Annotated in this window: 19 protein-coding genes; 12 read left to right on the top strand and 7 right to left on the bottom strand. The window is 73.6% G+C overall.

All coding sequences use genetic code 11. The features are described 5' to 3' along the window. Window positions 1-10: 10 nt before the first annotated feature. The 9 genes from ACH499_RS27440 to ACH499_RS27400 all read left to right on the top strand — a co-directional run bounded on the left by ACH499_RS27440 (window position 11) and on the right by ACH499_RS27400 (window position 9,147). On the top strand, window positions 11-748 hold the full coding sequence (locus ACH499_RS27440; RefSeq protein ID WP_399019037.1) for a hypothetical protein: 738 nt from the start codon (window positions 11-13) through the stop codon (window positions 746-748). Then, window positions 745-1,989 carry an ATP-binding protein gene (locus ACH499_RS27435; RefSeq protein ID WP_399019034.1) on the top strand — a complete coding sequence of 415 codons (1,245 nt, stop codon included), beginning with the start codon at window positions 745-747 and terminating at the stop codon, window positions 1,987-1,989. Before ACH499_RS27440 ends, ACH499_RS27435 begins: the two co-directional genes overlap by 4 nt. 353 nt (window positions 1,990-2,342) lie before the next feature. Continuing rightward, entirely contained in the window at window positions 2,343-3,710 is a 1,368-nt protein-coding gene (locus ACH499_RS27430; RefSeq protein ID WP_399019032.1) for an FtsW/RodA/SpoVE family cell cycle protein, read from the top strand. 16 nt (window positions 3,711-3,726) lie between these two features. After that, window positions 3,727-5,184 carry a penicillin-binding transpeptidase domain-containing protein gene (locus ACH499_RS27425; protein ID WP_399019030.1) on the top strand — a complete coding sequence of 486 codons (1,458 nt, stop codon included), beginning with the start codon at window positions 3,727-3,729 and terminating at the stop codon, window positions 5,182-5,184. Between the two features lie 45 nt (window positions 5,185-5,229). After that, window positions 5,230-5,733 (top strand): DUF3291 domain-containing protein, encoded by a 504-nt coding sequence (locus tag ACH499_RS27420; RefSeq protein ID WP_399019028.1) that lies wholly within the window; start codon window positions 5,230-5,232, stop codon window positions 5,731-5,733. Between the two features lie 128 nt (window positions 5,734-5,861). Then, window positions 5,862-6,803, top strand: a complete 942-nt coding sequence (locus ACH499_RS27415) for a diiron oxygenase (protein ID WP_356201743.1) — start codon at window positions 5,862-5,864, stop codon at window positions 6,801-6,803. A gap of 159 nt (window positions 6,804-6,962) precedes the next feature. Next, the gene (locus tag ACH499_RS27410) at window positions 6,963-7,616 is read left to right on the top strand and encodes a helix-turn-helix domain-containing protein (protein WP_356201745.1); all 654 of its coding nucleotides are present in this window, start codon (window positions 6,963-6,965) and stop codon (window positions 7,614-7,616) included. 10 nt (window positions 7,617-7,626) lie between these two features. Then, window positions 7,627-7,926 carry a hypothetical protein gene (locus tag ACH499_RS27405; protein WP_356201747.1) on the top strand — a complete coding sequence of 100 codons (300 nt, stop codon included), beginning with the start codon at window positions 7,627-7,629 and terminating at the stop codon, window positions 7,924-7,926. A gap of 105 nt (window positions 7,927-8,031) precedes the next feature. Further along, a complete protein-coding gene (locus tag ACH499_RS27400) occupies window positions 8,032-9,147 on the top strand; it encodes an NlpC/P60 family protein (protein ID WP_399019026.1) in 1,116 nt (371 codons plus the stop codon). 5 nt (window positions 9,148-9,152) lie between these two features. Here the strand turns inward: ACH499_RS27400 and ACH499_RS27395 are convergent, their stop codons facing one another. The 5 genes from ACH499_RS27395 to ACH499_RS27375 are packed head-to-tail and all read right to left on the bottom strand — an operon-like array spanning window position 9,153 to window position 15,098. Beyond that, complete coding sequence (locus ACH499_RS27395) at window positions 9,153-10,418, bottom strand: styrene monooxygenase/indole monooxygenase family protein (RefSeq protein WP_399019024.1); 1,266 nt, start codon at window positions 10,416-10,418, stop codon at window positions 9,153-9,155. A gap of 34 nt (window positions 10,419-10,452) precedes the next feature. Further along, window positions 10,453-11,094, bottom strand: a complete 642-nt coding sequence (locus ACH499_RS27390) for an ATP/GTP-binding protein (RefSeq protein WP_356201753.1) — start codon at window positions 11,092-11,094, stop codon at window positions 10,453-10,455. Further along, the gene (locus tag ACH499_RS27385; RefSeq protein WP_356201754.1) at window positions 11,075-11,524 is read right to left on the bottom strand and encodes a DUF742 domain-containing protein; all 450 of its coding nucleotides are present in this window, start codon (window positions 11,522-11,524) and stop codon (window positions 11,075-11,077) included. Before ACH499_RS27385 ends, ACH499_RS27390 begins: the two co-directional genes overlap by 20 nt. Beyond that, the gene (locus ACH499_RS27380; RefSeq protein WP_399019021.1) at window positions 11,521-12,024 is read right to left on the bottom strand and encodes a roadblock/LC7 domain-containing protein; all 504 of its coding nucleotides are present in this window, start codon (window positions 12,022-12,024) and stop codon (window positions 11,521-11,523) included. The genes ACH499_RS27385 and ACH499_RS27380 overlap by 4 nt, the downstream gene beginning before the upstream one ends. Further along, on the bottom strand, window positions 12,021-15,098 hold the full coding sequence (locus tag ACH499_RS27375) for a nitrate- and nitrite sensing domain-containing protein (protein ID WP_399019019.1): 3,078 nt from the start codon (window positions 15,096-15,098) through the stop codon (window positions 12,021-12,023). Before ACH499_RS27375 ends, ACH499_RS27380 begins: the two co-directional genes overlap by 4 nt. A gap of 441 nt (window positions 15,099-15,539) precedes the next feature. Between ACH499_RS27375 and ACH499_RS27370 the strand changes: the two genes are divergently transcribed. Further along, window positions 15,540-16,331: a protein phosphatase 2C domain-containing protein gene (locus ACH499_RS27370; protein ID WP_399019017.1), complete on the top strand. Its 792-nt coding sequence runs from the start codon at window positions 15,540-15,542 to the stop codon at window positions 16,329-16,331. Between the two features lie 18 nt (window positions 16,332-16,349). On the opposite strand, the gene ACH499_RS27365 is transcribed toward ACH499_RS27370, so the two are convergent. Continuing rightward, window positions 16,350-16,844, bottom strand: a complete 495-nt coding sequence (locus tag ACH499_RS27365) for a MarR family transcriptional regulator (protein WP_356201761.1) — start codon at window positions 16,842-16,844, stop codon at window positions 16,350-16,352. A gap of 240 nt (window positions 16,845-17,084) precedes the next feature. Between ACH499_RS27365 and ACH499_RS27360 the strand changes: the two genes are divergently transcribed. Further along, a complete protein-coding gene (locus ACH499_RS27360; RefSeq protein WP_399019015.1) occupies window positions 17,085-17,903 on the top strand; it encodes a lysozyme in 819 nt (272 codons plus the stop codon). 66 nt (window positions 17,904-17,969) lie between these two features. Here ACH499_RS27360 and lon read toward each other — a convergent pair whose 3' ends face one another. Continuing rightward, a complete protein-coding gene (gene lon, locus ACH499_RS27355; protein ID WP_399019013.1) occupies window positions 17,970-20,393 on the bottom strand; it encodes an endopeptidase La in 2,424 nt (807 codons plus the stop codon). 185 nt (window positions 20,394-20,578) lie between these two features. Here lon and ACH499_RS27350 point away from each other — a divergent pair, with 185 nt between their 5' ends. Beyond that, window positions 20,579-21,268 carry a spermidine synthase gene (locus ACH499_RS27350; RefSeq protein ID WP_399019011.1) on the top strand — a complete coding sequence of 230 codons (690 nt, stop codon included), beginning with the start codon at window positions 20,579-20,581 and terminating at the stop codon, window positions 21,266-21,268. Window positions 21,269-21,290: the final 22 nt, after the last annotated feature.

Genomic DNA, 21,290 nt, shown 5'->3' with positions numbered 1-21,290 from the left:
CAGGAGAGCCGTGCTCCCCAGCCGCCGTGGGCGCCCGGCCCGCACCCTCGCCGCCTCCGCGCTGCTGTGCGCGGCCGCGGTGGTCTCGGTGGCGGGCTGCGGTGACACGGGCGGGCTGCGCCCGGCGGGCGCCACACCGACCGCGGTGAGCCCGGCGCGCCTGTGGCCGGACCTGCCGCCGGCGTCGAGTCCGGCGTACGACATCGGCGAGGTGGACCACGAGGCCGTCAAGGGCGTGGCCGTGCCCGGCGGCGACGTCCGGCGGGTGGACCCGGCGGCCGTGGTGCGGGCGGAGATCGCCGCGCAGCCGGAGGACTACTCCGGCGCCAAGGCTCCGTACCGAGAGACGGCCCGCCTCATGGCCGACTGCGGCGCGGCGGGCCGAAGCGCACGGTGCCCCGTGCTGCGGCCGTACTACCGGGACCTGACCGGCGACGGGCGGGCCGAGATGGCGCTCGGCTTCCGCCTGCTGCCGGCGAGGATGACGGCGGTGCGCGTCTACACCGTGGAGAAGGGCCGGCTCGTGCGGGTGATGTCGTACGAGGACGCCGTGAGCGCGGTCGAGCTGGCCGGCCGGTCGGTGATCGTGCGGTCGCCGTCGGAGGTGGCGGGGTACGAGTACCGCCTCCAGTGGACCTGGGACCCCGACCAGGACGCGATGCTCCTCACCCACGACGAGATGCTGCGCACCGGCCGTGGAACGGGCGTGGGGCGCCCCTCCCCCTCTCCTTCGGCGAGCGCGCGGTGAGGCTCGCCCTGCCCCGGTGGGCCGGCCCGCTCGCGGTGAAGGCCGCCGTCTTCATCACCGTCATGTGCTGCGCGCTCGCCGCCCTGCTCGGCGTCCTGGTGCACGTCTCGGTGACCGACCAGACGGTGGGACGGGCCCGGGAGACGGCCCTGACCCGGCTGCGGGACGCGACGGACGCGTACGAGGCCGGGGACCCGCTGCGGCCGGGCGCGGCCGTCGATCCGCCGGGCCTGCCCGGGCCGCTGCGGGAGCTGGCGGCCTCGGGCCGGCGGGGCACGATGGTCGCCGAGCACCGGGGACGGCCCACCATGTGGGCGGCGGGCCCCGCCGACGGCGGCCGGGTCCTCGCGGTGGAGGTCGACCACTCCCAGGGCGAGCGCACCATCGACGGTCTCGACCGGGCGATCGTGTGGTCGTCGGCACTGGCGATCGGGGCGACGGCGGTGGTGGGCGCGTTCGCGGTGAGCCGGGTGACGCGCCGGCTGCACACGACGGCGCGCGTGGCCCGGCGGATCACGGCGGGCGACCTCGACGCGCGGGTCGGCGACACCCGGACGAAGGACCCGGCGCGCACGCAGGACGAGGTGGCCACGGTCGCCGCCGCGCTGGACTCCATGGCGGCCTCGCTGCAGGGCAAGCTGCTGGCCGAGCAGCGGTTCACGGCGGACGTGGCGCACGAGCTGCGCACCCCGCTGACGGGGCTGCACGCGGCGGCCGAGCTGCTGCCGCCGGGCCGCCCGACCGAGTTGGTGCGCGACCGGGTGGCCGCCCTGCGCACGCTCACCGAGGACCTGCTGGAGATCTCCCGGCTGGACACCGGACGGGAGCGCCTGGAGGCCCACCCGGAGGAACTGGGCGCGCTGGCCCGGCGGGTGGTGCGGGGCTCCGGCACCGACACGCGGGTGGAGGTCGTGCGGGACGCGCGGGTGGAGACCGACCGGCGGCGGCTGGAGCGGGTGCTCGGCAATCTCGTCGCGAACGCGCACCGGCACGGGCGGGCGCCGGTGGTGCTCACCGTGGACGGGCCGGTGATCACCGTGCGGGACCACGGGGACGGCTATCCGGAGTACCTCCTCGCGCACGGGCCGCAGCGGTTCCGCACCGAGGGCGGCGCGAAGGGGCACGGGCTGGGGCTGACGATCGCGCTGGGGCAGGCGGAGGTGCTCGGCGCGCGGCTGGAGTTCGCCGACCCGCCCGGGGGCGGCGCGCTGGCGACCCTGACGCTGCCTCAGCGGCCCTGACCCGCGGTCCGTTCCCCGCCCCTTCCCCGATGGCTCAGTGCGACGGGCGGCCCCCACCCGCCGCTCCTAATGTGGCGGTGTGTCACTTTCGACCACCTCGGCGCTTTCCGCCTCCCGGGAGGTACCCATGCCGCTGCCGCACCCGCGTAACCGCACGCCCACCGCGGCGAGGACGGCCGTATGCACCGCCGTAGCCCGGGCGACCGGATGCGGGGCGACCCGCCCCGGCACCCGCTCGCGGACGGCACCCGAACCCGGGGGCGCGGCCCGGCACACCGGCACCATCGGTCCCGCGCCGCGCTGGTGCTGACGCCGACGGCCCGCGAACCCCGCCATGTGGGTAAGTTCCGGACATGACCAACGCGGGAACCGGAATCACCGTGGCCGAGGCGGACACCCCCGCTCCCGTCGCCCGGCTCCCCCGGCGCCGCGGCATCGAACTCGCCCTGATCGTCATGGCCGTCCTGCTGTCGGTGTTCGGCTACTGCAACGTCGGCCTCGCCCAGCGGGGCACGCTCCCGCCCGGTGCCGCCGGGTACGGCGCCGGACTCGGGGTGCTCGCGGTGCTCGCGCATCTGGCGGTACGGCTGCGCGCCCCCTGCGCCGACCCGCTGCTGCTGCCCATCGGCGTGCTGCTCAACGGGCTCGGCCTGGTGCTGATCTACCGGCTCGACCTGGAGACGCCGGACGACCGGGCGGCCCCGGCCCAGCTCGTGTGGTCCACGCTGGGCGTCGCGCTGTTCACCGTCGTCGTGCTGCTCCTGCGCGACCACCGCGCCCTCCAGCGCTACGCCTACGTGTGCGTGGCCGCCGCGCTCGTCCTGCTCACGGTGCCGATCCTGTTCCCGGCCGTCAACGGCGCCCGCATCTGGATCCGGATCGGGGGCTTCTCCATCCAGCCCGGCGAGTTCGCCAAGGTGCTGCTCGCCGTGTTCTTCGCCGCGTACCTGGCCGCCAACCGCAGCGCGCTGGCGTACGCGGGCCGCCGCGTGTGGCGGCTCCAGCTCCCCACCGGACGGGTGCTCGGCCCGATCGTCGCCGTGTGGCTGGTGAGCGTCGGCGTCCTGGTGCTGGAGCGCGACCTCGGCACCTCGCTGCTGTTCTTCGGCCTCTTCGTCGTCCTGCTCTACGTCGCCACCGGCCGCACCGGCTGGATCGCCGTCGGCCTGCTGCTGGCCTCGCTGGGCGCGGTCGCCGTGGGCTGGCTGGAGCCGCACGTGCACAGCCGGGTGGAGGACTGGCTGCACCCCTTCGCCTCCATCGAGGCCGGGCACGGGCCCAACCAGCTCGCCCAGTCCCTGTTCGCCTTCGCGGCGGGCGGGGTGACCGGCACGGGCCTCGGCCTCGGGCACTCCGTGCTGATCGGCTTCGCCGTCAAGTCGGACTTCATCCTCGCCACGGCCGGGGAGGAGCTGGGCTTCCTCGGGCTGAGCGCGATCTTCCTGCTGTACGGCCTGCTGGTGGAGCGCGGTTTCAGGGCGGGGCTGGCCGCCCGCGACCCCTTCGGCCGGCTGCTCGCCGTGGGCCTGTCCTCGCTGGTGGCGCTCCAGGTGTTCGTCATCGCGGGCGGGGTGACGGGGCTGATCCCGCTGACCGGCATGGCGATGCCGTTCCTGGCCCAGGGCGGCTCCTCGGTCGTCACCAACTGGGCGATCGTGGCGCTGCTGATCCGGGTCAGCCACGCGGCCCGCAGCCAGGGCGAGGGGCGGGCGGCGCCATGACCGGAAGGGGGCCGCGGTGACCCGGCACATCCGGCGCGCCGCCGCGTTCTGCGCGCTGCTGCTGGTCGCGCTGCTGGTGAACGCGGCCCGCGTCCAGATCGTGCAGGCCCCCCAGTACGACGGCAACCCCGCCAACCGGCGCCACGACATCGCCCGTTACCAGCAGCCGCGGGGCGACATCCTGGTGGGCGGCGAGCCCGTCACCGGCTCCCGCGACACCGGCGAGCACCTGCGCTACGAACGGACGTACGCGAACGGCCCGATGTACGCGCCGATCACCGGGTTCGCCTCGCAGGCGTACGGGACGACCCTGCTGGAGCACGCCGAGGACGGCCTGCTGTCCGGCGCCGACCCGGTGCTGGCGCCGCTGCCGCTGTGGAACGACGTGACGGGCGCCCCCAATCCGGGCGGCGACGTGGTGACCACGATCGACGGGGCCGCGCAGCGGGCGGCGTTCGAGGGGCTCGGCCGGCGCAAGGGCGCGGTGGCCGCGGTCGAGCCGTCGACCGGGCGGATCCTGGCGCTGGCGTCCACGCCGTCGTACGACCCCCAGTCGCTGTCCGGCAACAGCGCGGCGGCGACCCGGTCCTGGAACCGGCTGAACGGCGACCCGGACAAGCCGATGCTCAACCGGGCGGTGCGCCGGACCTATCCGCCGGGTTCCACCTTCAAGGTGGTCACCACGGCGGCGGCGCTGGACGCGGGCGTGGTGCGGGACCTCGACGCGCCGACCCGCTCCCCCGACCCGTACACCCTGCCGGGGACGCGGACCCGGCTGACGAACGAGGGCGAGGGGTGCCGGGACGCCTCACTGCGGGACGCCTTCGAGTGGTCCTGCAACACGGTGTTCGCCAAGCTCGGCGTGGACGTGGGGGTGACGGACATGGCGGCCACGGCGGAGGCGTTCGGCTTCAACGACGACGAGCTGCGCGTCCCCTTCTCCGTCGCGCGGAGCACCTTCGACGCCTCGGTGGACCGGGCGCAGCTCGGGCTGTCGTCGATCGGGCAGTACAACACGCGGGCCACGCCGCTCCAGATGGCGATGGTGGCGGCGGCCGTGGCCAACGGCGGCCAGGTGCGCTCGCCGTACCTGGTGGAGCGCACCCTGCGGGCGGGCGGCGCCCTGGTGGCGACGGCGGGGTCACGGCCCTCGCGGGAGGCGATGCGGCCGTCGACGGCCCGGCTGCTCAAGGAGCTGATGACCGGGGTGGTCGAGCACGGCACGGGCGCCAACGCCGCGATCCCGGGCGCGGTCGTCGGGGGCAAGACCGGCACCGCCCAGCACGGGGTCGGCAACTCGGGGACGCCGTACGCCTGGTTCGTCTCCTGGGCGCAGGGCGAGCGGGACCTGGAGCCCAAGGTCGCGGTGGCGGTGGTCGTGGAGGGGTCGGCGGCCGACCGGGAGCGCATCAGCGGGGGCGGACTGGCGGCGCCGATCGCGCGGGCGGTGATGGAGGCGGTGCTCGCAGGGTGAGACGGGGGTGCCCCCGCCCGAGGCGCCCGACCTAACGTCCGGTACATGACTGATACCGCGTACGAACTCGCCCAGGTCAACATCGCCCGCCTCAAGGCCCCGCTCGATTCCCCGCAGTTGCGGGACTTCGTTGACGCACTCGAACCGGTGAACGCCGACGCGGACACGGCGGACGGCTTCGTGTGGCGGCTCCAGGGCGACGCGGGGGACGCCACGGACATCCCCGTCTTCGGCGACTCCTGGCTGATCGTCAACATGTCGGTGTGGCGGGACGCGAACGCGCTGACGGCGTTCATGTACCAGGGGCGGCACCGGGAGATGCTGGCCCGTCGCCGGGAGTGGTTCGCACGACTGGCCGAGGCGGTCACCACCCTGTGGTGGGTGCCGGCGGGCCACCGTCCGACGGTCGCGGAGGCGGAGGCCCGGCTGCTCCACCTGCGCACCCACGGCCCCACGCCGTACGCCTTCACCCTGCGCACCTCCTACCCGGCCGGGGCGTCGGTGCCCGTGCCGGGCGAGGTGCCGGAGGGGCTGGGCTGCTCGGTCTAGGTACCGGGCACCTCCCACTTCTTTACTCACGGTCAACAAGTCGCGTCCAGGGGATTGACGAGCTTGCTGACAGGCAGTCTCATAAGACGAGTGAGTGACCGCGGGTAACACGATGAGGTGGGACAGCCATGACGACCCTGACGGAAGCCGACGCGCTCGACGGTCTGCGCGACGCGCTCGGCCTGCTCAAGGACCGGGAGCAGGTGGCCGAACGGCTCCTCGACTCGTCCGCCAAGCACTCGTTCGACCCGGACAAGGAGCTGGACTGGGACGCGCCCTTCGAGGAGGGCAAGTGGTTCTGGCCCCCGGAGCTGGTGTCGCTGTACGACACCCCTCTGTGGAAGCGGATGAGCGAGGAGCAGCGCATCCTGCTCTCGCAGCACGAGGCCGCGGCGCTCGCCTCCCTCGGCATCTGGTTCGAGCTGATCCTCATGCAGCTCCTGGTGCGGCACATCTACGACAAGGCGGCGACGAGCGCCCACGTGCGCTACGCGCTCACCGAGATCGAGGACGAGTGCCGGCACTCCAAGATGTTCGCCCGGCTGATAACCCGCGGCGAGACCCCGTGGTACCCGGTGAGCCCGGTCCACCAGCACCTGGGCCGCCTGTTCAAGACGATCTCCACCACGCCCGGCTCCTTCACCGCCACGCTGCTCGGCGAGGAGGTCCTCGACTGGATGCAGCGGCTGACCTTCCCGGACGAGCGGATCCAGCCGCTGATCCGCGGCGTCACGCGCATCCACGTCGTGGAGGAGGCCCGGCACGTGCGCTACGCCCGTGAGGAGTTGCGCCGCCAGATGGTGACGGCCCCGAAGTGGTCGCAGGAGTTCACCCGGATCACCTCCGGCGAGTTCGCCCGCGTCTTCTCCATCGCCTTCGTCAACCCCGAGGTCTACACGAACGTCGGCCTGGACAAGCGGGAGGCCATGGCCCAGGTCAAGGCCAGCGGCCACCGCCGCGAGGTGATGCAGACCGGCGCGAAGCGCCTGACGGACTTCCTGGACGACATCGGCGTCCTGCGCGGAGTGGGCCGCCGCCTGTGGCAGTCCTCGGGCCTGCTGGCGCCGTAGCTGCGGGCAGTCGTGCCGCAGGGCGGCACGGGTGGACGCAGCGGCACCCGCAATGCCGGCCCACCCGACCCACCCGTGCGCCGCGCCGACGGCTCGTTCGCACGCCACCCCGTTCCCTCGCCCCCAGCCCGACCCGGCGGAGCGATTACGCTGCGGAACATGACCCCGCAGGCCCCCACTCCCGCCTACCGCCGCCTCAGCGTCGAGGAGCGCCGCGGCCAGTTGCTCGACGCGGCGCTCGTCCTCTTCGCGCACCGGCCGCCGGAGGAGGTCTCCCTGGACGACGTCGCGGAGCAGGCCGGGGTCTCGCGGCCGCTGGTGTACCGGTACTTCCCCGGCGGCAAGCAGCAGCTCTACGAGGCCGCCCTCGGATCGGCCGCGGACGAGCTGCGGCTGTGCTTCGACGAACCCCGCGAGGGCCCGCTGCTGGCCCGGCTGTCGCGCGCCCTGGACCGCTACCTGGCCTTCGTCGACCAGCACGACACCGGCTTCAGCGCCCTGCTGCGGGGCGGCAGCGTGGCCGAGACCTCCCGGACCTCGGCCATCGTGGACGGCGTGCGCCGGGCCGCCGCCGACCACATCATGGACCACCTGGAGGTCGACGGCCCCGGTCCCCGGCTGCGGATGACCGTGCGCATGTGGATCACGGCGGTCGAGGCGGCCTCGCTGATCTGGCTGGACGAGGGCAAGCAGCCGCCCGTGGAGGAGCTGCGGGACTGGCTCGTGGAGCAGTTCCTGGCCGTGCTGACGGTCACCGCGCGGCGCGACCCGCAGACCTCGGCGCTGGTCGAGGCGCTGGCGGGGGATGTCTGACACTGGTGCCGTGAAGAGCGAAGACACCCCCTTCGAGGGCGGCCCCATGGACGGGCGGGTGCTGCCCGTGCTGGTCGGTCCGACCGGGCACCCGCCGAAGACGTACCGCATCCCCGTGCCGGACCCGGACGGCGGGCCGCCCACCGTGCTCGTCTACCGGCGCGTGCCCCGCCCCGGCGGGAGCAGGCTCGGGTTCGCCCGCTGGAAGTACGCCTACGACCCCGAGGGCGGCGCCAGGTCCCGCCTGCGCTGGCCGTGGTCCCGTCCGGACGCCACGCCGGGCGGCAAGCCGGACGACGCGGACGGGTGACCCGGTTGCGCCGAACCGCGCACACTCGGCGCGCGCGTTCCGCGCGGCCGCCCGATGCTCGCGGTGCGGAGCGGACGAGGGTGCCGCCGCACCGGAGGTGACGACGTGTCAGCAGGGCTTCTCCGTCTGGTCTGTACCGCGGCGGTGGCGGCGGGGATCGTCCTCGCGCCCGGGTCCGCCGCCGCGCGCCCCGGTCCCGCCGGCGCCGGCGACCGCTCCGTGGCCGAGCTGCTGACGGAGCTTCAGGACCTGTACCGCGAGGCCGAGAAGGCCACGGAGGCGTACAACGGCACCGAGGAGAAGCTGATCGCGCAGCGTGCCGAGACGCAGCGGCTGGAGACCGAACTGGCCCGGGCGCGGCTGTCCCTGCGCGACGGACGCGGCGCGGTGGGCAGACTGGCCCGGCAGCAGTACCGGAGCAGCAGCGACCTCTCCCCCTACCTGCGGCTGCTGCTGGCCCGCGACCCGCAGCACGCGCTCGACCAGGGGCATGTGATCGGGCAGCTCGCCCGGGAGCGGGCCGAGGCGGTGGGCCGGCTGACCGGCCGGGAGCACCGGGCCGAGGACCTGGCCCGCCGGGCGCGCAAGGCCCTGGCCACCCAAGCCGCCCTGGCCGAGCGGCAGAAGAAGAACCGCGACGAGGTACGCCGACGGCTGGGGGACGTGGAGGAACTGCTCGCCTCCCTCAGCACCGGGCAGCTCGCCGAACTGGCCGCCCTGGAGCGGAGCGGCACCGCCGAGGCGCAGGAGCGGTTCCTGGAGTCCGGGGCGCTGGGTGACGACTCCAAGCCGTCCGCCGAGGGCGACCGGGCGGTGCGCTTCGCGGTGGAACAGCTGGGCAAGCCGTACGAGTGGGGTGCCGAGGGCCCGGCGTCGTACGACTGCTCGGGGCTGACCTCCGTGGCCTGGGCGCGGGCCGGCACGCCGATCCCGCGGACCAGCCAGGAGCAGTGGGCGCGGCTGGCGCGGGTGCCGCTCGACGAGCTGCGCCCCGGGGACCTCGTCGTCTACTTCCCCGAGGCCACCCATGTGGCGCTGTACGTCGGTGACGGCATGGTCGTCCAGGCGCCGCGGCCCGGCGCCGACGTCCGGGTGTCGCCCATCGCGGCCGACCCGGTGCTGGGCGCCGTACGGCCCGACCCCGGCGGGGAGCCGCTGCGGCGGTACACGCCGCCGAGGCTCCCTGCGGGGGCGACGGACGGATCCGAGGAGGGGTACTGAGCGGGCTACGCGCCGACCCCGGCGGAGACCTCGGCGAGGTAGGCCTCGGTCTTCTCCGGCTCGAAGAAGAAGTTCTCGAAGTCGGACGGGTCGTTGAAGCCGTTGGCGAAGCGGTCGGCGACCGGCTGGAGCTGACCGGCGGCGCCGATCAGGTTGAGCACGTGCTCCGGCGGCGGGGCCAGCATGGCGTTCGTCCACTTGGTGACGTGCCGGGCCGTCTCCCAGTAGCGTTCGAAGGTCTGCTGCATCCAGGTTTCGTCGAACTCCTTGTCGCCGTGCTCCAGGATCGAGGCGAGGTACGAGGCGGCGCACTTGGAGGCGGAGTTGGAGCCCTGGCCGGTGATCGGGTCGTTGGCGACGACGACGTCGGCGACACCGAGGACCGCGCCGCCGCCGGGGAGGCGGCCGACGGGGTTGCGGACGGTGGGGGCGTAGCGGCCGGCGAGGGTGCCGCCGGCGTCGGTCAGTTCGACCTTGGTGGCCCGCGCGTACTCCCAGGGGAGGAACTTCTCCATGAGTTCCAGGGTCAGGGAGAGGTGCTCCGAGGGGTCCTTCACGTCCTTGAAGGCGTCGAGCGGTCCGCCGGGTATGCCCTCCCAGAACAGGATGTCGGCGCGGCCGGAGGTGGTGACGGTCGGCATGATGAACATCTCGCCGACGCCGGGCACCAGGTTGCAGCGGACGGCCTCCGTGTCCGGGTGCTCCGGGCGCGGGCCGAGCCCGTGGACGTAGGCGACCGCGAGCGCGCGCTGCGGCTCGGTGTACGGGGAGCGGGAGGCGTCCCGGCCGAACATCCGCACCAGTTCGCCCTTGCCCGCCGAGACGAGGACGAGGTCGTAGGCGCGGGAGAAGTAGTCCAGGTCGCCGACGGCGACGCCGTGGATGACGAGCTGGCCGCCGCGCTGCGCGAAGGTCTCCATCCAGCCGGCCATCTTCACCCGCTGGTCGACGGACTGCGCGTAGCCGTCCTTGAACCGGCCCAGCCAGTCGATCGCCCGCTGCGAGGGGCCCGGGTCGAAGGAGCCGGGGGCCGCCACCGAGACGCCGAGTCCCTCGATCTTCGGGGCCTGGGACTCCCAGAAGTTCAACTGGAGATCGCGCTCGTGCTGGAGTGCCGTGTGGAACATGCACTGCGTCGACATGACCCGGCCCGTGCGGATCTCGTCCGCGGTCCGGTTGGACATCAGGGTGACCTCGTACCCGTGCGACTGGAGTCCGAGGGCGAGCTGGAGTCCGGACTGGCCGGCTCCGACGACGAGTATCTTCCGCATGCGGGGAAACGCTCCTAAGGGGACTGCTCGGGGACTACTCGGGGGTTTCGTCGAGCGCGTGGCCCACGAGGGACAAGAGGGTCTCGATGACCGAGATCCGACGGCGCGCATCCATGATCATTACAGGTATGTGCGCGGGGATCGTCAACGCCTCCCGCACGTCCTCGGGTTCGTAGCGCTCGCTGCCGTCGAAGTGGTTCACCGCCACGACGTACGGCAGTCCGCAGCTCTCGAAGTAGTCCAGGGCCGGGAAGCAGTCCCTCAGGCGCCGGGTGTCGGCCATGACGACGGCGCCGATCGCGCCGCGCACCAGGTCGTCCCACATGAACCAGAACCGCTGCTGGCCCGGTGTGCCGAACAGGTAGAGCACCAGGTCGTCGTCGAGCGTGATGCGGCCGAAGTCCATGGCCACGGTGGTGGTGAGCTTGTCCGGCGTGGCGGTGAGGTCGTCGGTCTCCTCGCTCGCCTCGGTCATCAGCGCCTCGGTCTGCAGGGGCGTGATCTCCGAGACGGTGGTGACCAGCGTGGTCTTGCCGACGCCGAAACCGCCCGCCACCACGATCTTCGTGGCGATCGGCGCGCGGGTGCGGTCCGCCTGCCAGGGCTGCATGGCCTCGTCGGGGTCGACGAGGGGGGAGACGCCGTAGGCGGCGGCGTCAGAGACGACGGAGTCCACTGAGCACCCTTTCGAGCAGAGCGCGGTCCGGGCGGCCCGTGCCGTGGCCGGTTCCCGTGCCGTACACACGGATCTTTCCCTGGTCCGCGAGATCACTGATCAGGACGCGGACCACGCCGAGCGGCATCTTCAGCAGCGCGGCGATCTCGGCCACCGTACGCATACGGCGGCACAGTTCGACGATGGCCCGCATCTCCGGCATGACGCGGGAGGTGAGCGAACCGTTCGTCAGTTCCTTGCGTTCCTCGGCCGCTTCGAGCGCGGCGGTGCCGGCCGTGGCGCCGACGAACGTCTCGACGAGCAGCACGTGGCCGAAGCGGGTGCGCCCGCCGGTGAGCGAGTAGGGGCGCACCCGGGCCGGTTTGCGGTCCGACCCGCGCACGGGAAGGCTGTTCGGGTTCTTCGGGTTCCTGCCGGGGCCACTGCTCATCGGGTACTCCCCGTCGACTCGGACTCCAGTGATTTCCGCAGCTCGCTGCGGACTTCGGGGGTCAGGACGTGGCCTGCGCGGCCGACGAACAGCGCCATGTGGTACGCGATGACGCTCATGTCGGCGTCCGCGGAGCCGTGCACGCCGAGCAGCGAGCCGTCGCTGATCGACATCACGAACAGGCTGCCCTCGTCCATGGCGACCATCGTGTGCTTCACCGCGCCGTAGTCCATCAGCCGGGCGGCGCCGACGGTCAGGCTGCCGACGCCGGAGACGACGGTGGCGAGGTCGGCGGCGGAGCCCCGGGGGCCGGTACTCCGCTCGGCGCGGGCCTCACGGGCCGCGTCGTTCCTGTCCTGGTCGGAGGAGAGCAGGAGCAGGCCGTCGGAGGAGACCACGGCGACGGACTGGATGCCGGGCACCTCCTCGACGAGGTTGGTCAGCAGCCAGTGCAGATTGCGGGCTTCACTGCTCAGTCCGAAGGTACTGGGCGCGGTCAACTGCTTGCCTCCTCGACAGTGCCCCCCGTGGCTTCTTCGGTTGTCCCCGCCGCGGCGGACGGCGCCCGGTTCTGGCCCGTCCGCTCGGCGATCTCCGCCTCGACGTCGCGCCGTCCGGCCTCCGCCCCCCGGCGGAACCCTCCCAGGCGGCGGCGCAGCGCCTCGGCGTCGACGGAACCCGCCGAGCGCGGCCGCGGCACCTCGGCCGGCGCGGTGAGCTTCGGGGTCCGCTTGGGCAGCCCCTTGGCGGTGACGGGCTCCTCCTCCGGTTCGGGCTCGGCACCCTCGTCGGCGGTGCGTTCGTGGGTGTCCGGGCCGATGGCGTAGGGGTCGGCGGACTCCGCGGGCTCGGCGGCCGGGGTCTCGCGCCGGGCGGCGTCGGGGGCGGACGCCTGGGCCGGGGCGGGGGTCTCCTGCGCGGCGGGCCCGGGGGCGGGGACCGCGGCCGGGAGCAGGAGGGCCATCGTGGTGTCGTCGGGGAGGTCCCGGCCGGCGGACGGCGCGGGTGCCTCCTCGGGGGAGTCGCTCTCCGGGGCGCGCGGCGCGTGGCCGGCGTCGGGCCCCGCGTCCTCGCCCGCGACCGCCTGGCGACGGGCGTCCGGTGCCGGGGCGGGCTCGGCGGGGGTGCCGGCGTCGTCGTCGCGGGCGGCGCCGGCGGCGTCCGCGGTGTCCGCGTCCGGCCGCGTGTCCGACGCGTCCGCCTCGGCCGCGGCTTCCTCGGCGTCGGCTTCCGCGGCGGCCTTCGCCTCCGCTTCGGCTTCGGCTTCGGCTTCGGCTTCGGCTTCGGCCCGGCGTACGGCCTGTTCCGCGGAGGCCACCAGCGGGTCGACGCCCGGCTCCCCGCTCTTCTCCGCACGGCCGTGCAGGACGTTGGAGTTGGCCTCCGCGTCGGCGCCCGGCAGGCTGAAGGAGCCGGTGCCGTCGGTGACCGGCGCGGCCGGGGCGACGGCCGCCGACGGCGCGGCCGCGAGCAGGGTGCTCGGGAGGACCACGACGGCCGCCACACCGCCCTGCTTCTGCTCCCGCAGCCGCACCCGCGCCCCGTGCCGGTGGGCGAGCCGGGCGACCACGTAGAGGCCGAGGCCGAGACCGTCCTCGCCCTCCTGGTCGTAGGGCGCCTCCGGGTCGAAGTCGGTCAGGCGGGCGTTGAGCCGCTGGAGCCGCTCGGTGGCCATGCCGATGCCCTCGTCCTGGACGGAGAGCATCACCTCGCCGTTCTCGAGCAGCCAGCCGGAGACCTCGACGGGCAGGTCCGGCGGCGAGAACGAGGTGGCGTTCTCCATCAGCTCGGCCAGCAGGTGGGAGAGGTCGTCGGCGGCGAAGCCGGCCACGTGCGCGTGCGGAGGCAGCGCGGCGATGCGCACCCGCTCGTACCGCTCGATCTCGCTGACCGCGGCGCGGACCACGTCGACCAGCGGCACCGGACCGGCGCTGTGCTGGATGTGCTCGGTGCCGGCCAGCACGAGGAGGTTCTCGCTGTGCCGGCGCATGACCGTGGCGAAGTGGTCGAGCTTGAACAGGGTGGCGAGCCGCTCCGGGTCCTGCTCGCGCTCCTCCAGGCTCTCGATGACGGCGAGTTGCCGCTCGACCAGGCCGAGGGTGCGCAGCGCCAGGTTGACGAAGGTGGAGCCGATGCTCTTGCGCACCACGTCGAGCTGGGCGGCCGACTCGGCGAGTTCGGCACGCAGTTCCTCGCGGGCGTCGGCCATCTTCTGCCGCTGGCCGACCAGGTGCTTGCGGTCGGCCTCCAACGTGTTGACGCGCTCGGCGAGCGTCGCGGCGTGCGCGTGCAGGGCGTTGACGGAGCGCACGACCTGGGCGAACTCGTCGTTGCGGCCGGTGAAGGCCACTGGCTCCTCGGCCGACGGGTCCGGGGCCGCGGCGAGCCGGGCCGATCCGCGGCGCAGCACCGACAGCGGGCGGGTGAGGGTGCGGGCCATGGCGGTGGCGATGCCGAGGGTCAGCAGGAGCAGGGCGCCGAGGGCGGCGACGCGGATCTCCAGCGCCGTCACGTCGTCGTCGCGCAACTGCTCCAGCGCCTTGGTGCGCTTCTCGTACAGGGCGGACTCGGCCCCGCGCATGGCGTCGACGCGCGCGGAGAGGGCGGCGTCCAGCTTCTTGACGGAGACGTCGAGGTCCTCGTCGGAGAGGGTGGGCTCGTCGGTGAGGCGGGCCAGGTACTTCTCGGCCGAGTTGACCTCGGGTCCGGCGACCGTGGCGTCGTAACTGTCGCGTGCCGTCTTGGTCGCGCCGTCGCGGAAGCCGGCGAGGGCGGCGTCGGAGCGCACCCGGGCCTGCTGGGCGGCGGCGGCGAGGGCGTCGCGCTGCTCGGAGTCCGAGGAGGAGTCGGACACGGTCGGAAGCCCCGTGACGGGGTCGATGCCGGTCTCGGTGCCGCCCGGCACGCCGAGGGCCGCGAGCAGCAGCCCCCGGGTGGCGGCGGCCTGCTGGACCGCGGTGTCCAGTTCGGCGAGGGCGTGGGCGCCGGCGCCCGCGCGGGGCGGCATCTGCTCGGCCAGCCGCCCGGCGAGGGCGTGGAGTCCGGCGATGGCGTCCGAGTAGGCCTCGTGCGCCTGGAGAGCGCCGGTGAGGGCGGAACGGCGCAGGGCCGCGATCGCCTCGAGGTCCTCGCGCAGGGAGGCGGGGGTGTCGGTGTCGGCGAGCAGCTCCTCCACCTGCCGGTCGACACGCGCGCTGCGCTGCTCGGACGGCGCCTTGGACTTGGGCCGTCCCGCGGCGACGTAGGGGGTGACCTCGTCCCGCTCGTCGGCGAGGGAGTGGGCGAGCGTGAGCGCGTCCTGGGTCTGCTCGGCCAGCGTCACCAGGTCCTGGGAGTCGTGCAGTTGCCCGGAGGCCGCCAGGACGGACGGCGCTCCCGCGCCGGCGACGGCGGCGGCCACGACGGCCACGGCGACGATCAGCCGGTTGCGTACGTGGGTGGCACGGCCCTTGCCGACGGGCGGCGCCTCGGCCACCGGGGTGGAGGAGGTGCCGGGGGCGCGCTCCGCGCTCCCCGCGGGGGCCGACTGCTTGCCTGTGCGACGAGGCCGCGTCTTCTGCACCGGTGCTCGCATTCCTGACTCGTGTACCCGTGGGCCCGGGTGGCGCTCCGTCAACTGGCCGGCCGGCGCGTGCACCCTTCCCCAAGCTCTGGGCTGCTCCCCCGCCTCCGGCCGAGCGTCGGACGGGGGGACCGTGTGAGCCGGGCAGGCCCCCCACCGGTTCCCGACCCTCCCAGTGCCGGTGGGCGGTGGGCGTGCATCACCTGACCCGCCACCCGAAGGAGTGAACCCCGGAGGGTAGTTGGGGGGCAAGTTGCGCCGGCTCGTGCGTCGGTCCGGGGCGGCGTGCCGGTTGGACGTCTGCGACGGGCGGTGGCACTATGTGCCGCCACGCGTTCCCGGAGTGCAGTATTCCATCCCAAATCCGGCTGCTGACCTGCGCGGCCGCGATGTTTCCGGGGAGAGTCGCCGGCCTTTTGCGGACACTGTGAAGGGGTCGTGCAGACTGGCCGGATGCGTACGGAACTCGTTTCGGAACCTGGCCTGGCCGACCACCCCAACGAGGACTTCGCGAGCGTCGCGCTGCCCGCCTCGGGGCAGGGCGGTTCGCTGGTCGTGCTGGACGGTGTGACTCCGCCCCGCGGCGGGACGGGCTGTCTGCATTCCGTTCCCTGGTTCACCGCACGGCTCGGCGGGGCGCTGACCGAACTGACCGTTTCACTCCCGGATGTTCCTCTCACCGAAGCCCTGTCCCGTGCCATCGCGCATACCTCCGCGGCACATGCGGAAACCTGTGACCTTTCTCACCCGCGAACCCCCCAGGCGACCGTGGTCCTCGCCCGCTGGTCCCCCGGCCGGGTCGAGTACCTGGTGCTGTCGGACTCGGCGTTGCTGGTGGAGACCTCCGACGGCGAGGTCACGGCGCTGCTCGACGACCGGCTGGCCCGGCTGCCCCGCTCGGCGCTCGCGACGGACGCCCTGGTGGACGCGAACCTGCGCAACAGGGAGGGCGGGTTCTTCACGGCCGCGGCCGATCCGGCGGTGGCGGCCCGGGCGGTGACGGGGGTGCTGCCGCGCTCGGACGTGCGGACGCTGGCGGCGCTGACGGACGGGGCGGCGCGCTGGGTCGAGACGTTCGGCGAGGGCGACTGGGCGGCCTGCCTGAGCCTCGTCCGCAAGCAGGGCGCGCAGGCGCTGGTGGACCGGGTGCGGGAGCTGGAGCGGGCGGACGCGGCGGGAGCGCGGGAGTTCCTCGGCCGCGGCAAGACGCACGACGACGCGACGGTGGTGTACGCCGAGCTGTGAACGGCGCGAGGGGGCGCGCTACTTCTCCATGCCGCGGTTGAGTTCGTGCAGCAGCCGTGCCAGTTCCGCCACTTCCCGGGGGTCCCAGTCGCCGAGTCGGCGGGCGTAGCGGGCCCGGCGGGCCTCCCGCACCCGGCCGACCCGCTCCTGGCCCTCCGGGGTGAGGGTGACCAGCCAGGCCCGGCCGTCGGCGGGGTCGGGTTCGCGGGCGACGAGGCCGAGTTCCTCCAGCGCGCGGAGCTGGCGGCTCATCGTGGCCTTGCCGACGCCGATGTAGGCGGCGAGGTCCGTGGCGCGCTGTCCGCCGCACGCGCCCAGCCGGACGAGGAGGCCGTACGCGGAGGGCTCCAGGTCCGGGTGGACCTCGCGGGCCATCTCGCCCTGGCTGGCCCGGGCGCGGCGCATCAGGACGGTCAACTCGCGCTCCAGTGCCAGGAACTCGGGCTGGTTCACACCACTCGCCCGCTGCCCGGATCCGGCTCCGCCGCCGCCGTCGTTTCCGTCTTCGTGCACGTCAGCCCCTGCCTCGATTTTCCCGGTCCTGAAAGTTTCCGCCACAGGCCGCCATCACCGCAGCTCGGCAAGTATTTCGCAGGCGTAGACCATCGGCAGCTCCCGACCCCTCTTCCGCCCGCCGTTCTACGTGCGTAGCGTCTTGCACGGGCAGTGAGCATGGCATGGTCACGACATGCGCACCGCCCGCCGTGTTCCGCAACCCCCACCGAGCACCACCGAGCCAGCGGAGGCACGCTCATGCTCGTGCACAGATCCGGACCGCCCCGGGGCCGGCGCCTCGCCGCCACCGGAATCCTGCTCGCCGCCCTCTCCCTCCTCGTCGCCCACCCCTCCACGGCCGCGGACACCCCACCGCGCGGCTCCGCCCACATGGGCATGGGCGTCGAGGCCCACGACGGCCGGGACGGCACTCCCGTCCCCGGTGACGCCACCCAGACGGAGGGCGTCGACGTCTCCAGCCACCAGGGCAACGTCGCCTGGACGACCCTGTGGAACAGCGGGGTCAAGTGGGCCTACGTCAAGGCCACCGAGGGGACGTACTACACGAACCCCTACTTCGCCCAGCAGTACAACGGCTCCTACAACGTCGGGATGATCCGCGGCGCGTACCACTTCGCCACCCCGGACACCACGAGCGGCGCCACCCAGGCCAACTACTTCGTCGACCACGGCGGCGGCTGGTCCCGCGACGGCAAGACGCTGCCGGGCGCGCTGGACATCGAGTGGAACCCGTACGGGGCCACCTGCTACGGCAAGACCCAGAGCCAGATGGTGTCCTGGATCGCCGACTTCCTGAACACCTACAGGGCCCGCACCGGCCGCCACGCCGTCATCTACACGGCCACGAGCTGGTGGAAGCAGTGCACCGGCAACTACGGCGGCTTCGCGGTGAACAACCCGCTGTGGATCGCGCGGTACGCCTCCACCGTGGGCGAGCTGCCGGCCGGCTGGGGCTACTACACGATGTGGCAGTACACCTCGACCGGCCCCACGGTCGGGGACCACAACAAGTTCAACGGCGCCCTGGACCGCGTCCAGGCGCTCGCCAACGGCTGATCCGCACCGGGGCGGGGCCCGGGTCCCCCATGGGGACCCGGGCCCTCACCTCTCCCGGTGCGTCCGTCATGCCGCGACCGGAACCTCCGGCTCGGCACCGGTGGCCGCCGGTGCCAGGGCCAGCTCCAGAACCTGGCGGACGTCGGTGACGGTGTGGACGTCCAGCTTCTCCAGCACCTCCGCCGGCACGTCGTCCAGGTCGGGCTCGTTGCGCTTGGGGACGATCACCGTGGTGACGCCCGCCCGGTGCGCCGCGAGCAGCTTCTGCTTGACCCCGCCGATCGGCAGCACCCGGCCGGTCAGCGAGACCTCGCCGGTCATCGCCACGTCCGTGCGCACCAGCCGGCCCGACAGCAGCGAGGCGAGGGCCGTCGTCATCGTGATGCCGGCGCTCGGGCCGTCCTTGGGGACCGCGCCCGCCGGGAAGTGGATGTGCACGCCCCGGTCCTTCAGGTCCGCCACCGGCAGCTCCAGTTCGGCGCCGTGGCTGCGCAGGAAGCTCAGCGCGATCTGCGCCGACTCCTTCATCACGTCACCGAGCTGACCGGTCAGGGTCAGTCCGGCCGCGCCCGTCTCCGGGTCGGCCAGCGACGCCTCGACGTACAGCACGTCGCCGCCCGCGCCGGTCACCGCGAGTCCCGTGGCCACGCCGGGCACCGAGGTGCGCCGTTCGGCCGGGTCCTGGGCGGACTCGGGCACGTGGTGCGGCCGGCCGATGAGGTCGCGCAGGTCGCCGTCGGTGACGGTGAACGGCAGCTGACGCTCGCCCAGTTCGTGCTGGGCCGCCACCTTGCGCAGCAGCCGCGCGATGGACCGCTCCAGGGTGCGCACACCGGCCTCGCGCGTGTACTCGCCGGCCAGCTTGCGCAGCGCGCCCTCGTCGACCGTGACCTCCTCCCGGTCCAGGCCGGCCCGCTCCAACTGGCGCGGGAGCAGGTGGTCACGGGCGATGACGACCTTCTCGTCCTCGGTGTAGCCGTCCAGGCGCACGATCTCCATCCGGTCGGCCAGCGCCTCCGGGATCGCCTCCAGCACATTGGCGGTGGCGAGGAAGACGACGTCCGACAGGTCGAGTTCCACCTCCAGGTAGTGGTCCCGGAAGGTGTGGTTCTGCGCCGGGTCCAGCACCTCCAGGAGGGCCGCGGCCGGGTCGCCCCGGAAGTCCGAGCCGACCTTGTCGATCTCGTCCAGCAGGACCACCGGGTTCATCGACCCGGCCTCCTTGACCGCCCGCACGATCCGGCCGGGCAGCGCGCCGACGTACGTACGCCGGTGGCCGCGGATCTCGGCCTCGTCGCGGACGCCGCCGAGGGCGACGCGGACGAACTTGCGGCCCATCGCGTGCGCGACGGACTCGCCGAGGCTGGTCTTGCCGACGCCGGGCGGCCCGACGAGCGCGAGCACGGCCCCGCCGCGGCGGCCGCCGATCACGCCCAGGCCGCGGTCACCGCGCCGCTTGCGCACGGCGAGGTACTCGGTGATCCGCTCCTTGACGTCCTCCAGGCCCGCGTGCTCGGCGTCCAGGACCGCCTTGGCGCCCTGGATGTCGTAGGCGTCCTCGGTCCGCTCGCTCCAGGGCATCTCCAGGACCGTGTCCAGCCAGGTGCGGATCCAGGAGCCCTCGGGCGACTGGTCGGAGGCGCGCTCCAGCTTGTCGACCTCCTTGAGCGCGGCCTCGCGGACCTTCTCGGGCAGGTCGGCGGCCTCGACGCGGGCGCGGTAGTCGTCGGACTCCTCGCCCTCCTGCTCGCCGTTGAGCTCGCGCAGCTCCTTGCGGACGGCTTCGAGCTGGCGGCGCAGCAGGAACTCGCGCTGCTGCTTGTCCACGCCCTCCTGGACGTCCTTGGCGATGGTCTCGGCGACCTCCTGCTCGGCGAGGTGGTCGCGGAGCTGCTGCGTGGCGAGCCTCAGACGGGCGACCGGGTCGGCGGTCTCCAGCAGCTCGACCTTCTGCTCGGTGGAGAGGAAGGGCGAGTAGCCGGAGTTGTCGGCGAGCGCGGAGACGTCGTCGATGGCCTGGACGCGGTCCACGACCTGCCAGGCGCCGCGCTTGCGCAGCCAGGCGGTGGCCAGGGCCTTGTACTCCTTGACCAGCTCGGCGACCTGCCCGGGCAGCGGGTCGGGCACGCTCTCGTCCGTCCGCGCGCCCTCGACCCACAGGGCGGCGCCGGGGCCGGTGGTGCCGGCGCCGATGCGCACCCGCCCCCGGCCGCGGACCAGCGCGCCCGGGTCGCCGTCGGCCAGCCTGCCGACCTGCTCAACCGTGCCGAGGACACCGGTCTTCGCGTACGTGCCGTCGACGCGGGGCACGAGGAGGACCCGGGGCTTGCCGGGTTCGGACCTGGCGGCGGCCTGGGCGGCCTCCACCGCGGCCCGTACCTCGGAATCGCTCAGGTCCAGGGGGACGACCATCCCCGGCAGCACGACCTCGTCGTCGAGCGGCAGCACGGGCAGGGTGAGCGGTGTGAAGGCGTCGGACTCAGCAGCCATGATCTCCCCTTCGGCAGTCAAGTTGAGTTATGCCGACTCAATGCTTGGCGACCGGTGAATGTTCCCCGAACCGCGTTCGCTGTGAGCGATCAAGGGGAGAGCCGGCCGCGAGGAGCCCGTCACCGAGGTCGAGCGCGTTCCCGCGCTCGGCCATTCCCCGCCCGCGGGAGTGCCAGGATGGGGCGATGCCCATCACCTCTTACGACTCCTACGACACCCCGGAAGTGCTGGACCGTCGCGAGGGCCCGTACGGCGAGGTCGTCCTGCGCCGGCACGGGGCGTTGCTCCAGATCATCGCGAACGGCTGCTTCCTGATGGACACCTCCGACGGCCGCTCGGAGCGGCGGCTCGTGGACGCGGCCGCCGAGGCGCTCGACGGGCGGGCGGCCCCGCACGTGCTGATCGGCGGACTGGGTGTCGGCTTCTCGCTCGCACACGCCGCGGGCGACCCCCGCTGGGGCCGGATCGCGGTCGTCGAACGCGAGCCCGCCGTCATCGACTGGCACCGGCGCGGACCGCTCGCCGAGGTGTCCGCCGCCGCGCTGGCCGACCCGCGCGCACGGATCGTGGAGGCGGATCTGGTGGAGTACGTCAATGAGACTTCCGACACGTACGACGCGCTGTGCCTCGACATCGACAACGGCCCCGACTGGACCGTCACCGAGGGCAACGACGGACTGTACTCACCGGCCGGACTGGCAAGCTGCGCAAGGGTGTTGAGGCCCGGCGGGGTGCTCGCGGTGTGGTCGGCCCAGCCCTCTCCGGAATTCGAAGAAACCTTGCGTAATGCCGGGTTCCAGCAGGTGCGTACCGAAGAGATCCCCGTTGCCCGGGGCGTTCCGGACGTCGTCCACCTCGCCGTCCGGCCTGGATAGCAATGCCGCGGTGACTCCCCGT

It is taken from the genome of Streptomyces sp. NPDC018947, assembly GCF_044390505.1.
Classification (GTDB): domain Bacteria; phylum Actinomycetota; class Actinomycetes; order Streptomycetales; family Streptomycetaceae; genus Streptomyces.
This window is presented reverse-complemented; position numbering and strand designations above follow the sequence as displayed.